The 271-nt window shown below is 38.0% G+C and carries 1 pseudogene; it reads left to right on the forward strand.

Going from position 1 to position 271, the window contains the following annotated elements:
- Nucleotides 1-271, forward strand: a pseudogene (locus tag JUI58_RS27445) (RNA-guided endonuclease TnpB family protein); the annotation flags it as partial.

Consider the following 271-nt stretch of genomic DNA (forward strand, 5'->3'; position numbering starts at 1 on the left):
TGAAAGGAGATAAGGTTAGGATTCCATTAGGAATGAAGGTAAAAGCAGCCTTTAAAGTTGATTCATTCCTGTTACCATTTCCCACCAATCTCGACTTTAAGAAGATTCGAGAAATTCGGATTCTGCCTCGTAATGGTTGCTTTTATGTTGAATGGGTCTACAAATTAGAACCTCAACAAATCGAACTCGACACCCAAAAAGTATTAGGAATTGACCACGGAATTGATAACTGGTTAACCTGCGTATCCAACAGAGGAACAAGTTTCATTAT

Origin of the sequence: Spirulina sp. CCY15215 (genome assembly GCF_016888125.1) — a bacterium.
In the GTDB taxonomy this organism is placed as follows: domain Bacteria; phylum Cyanobacteriota; class Cyanobacteriia; order Cyanobacteriales; family Spirulinaceae; genus CCY15215.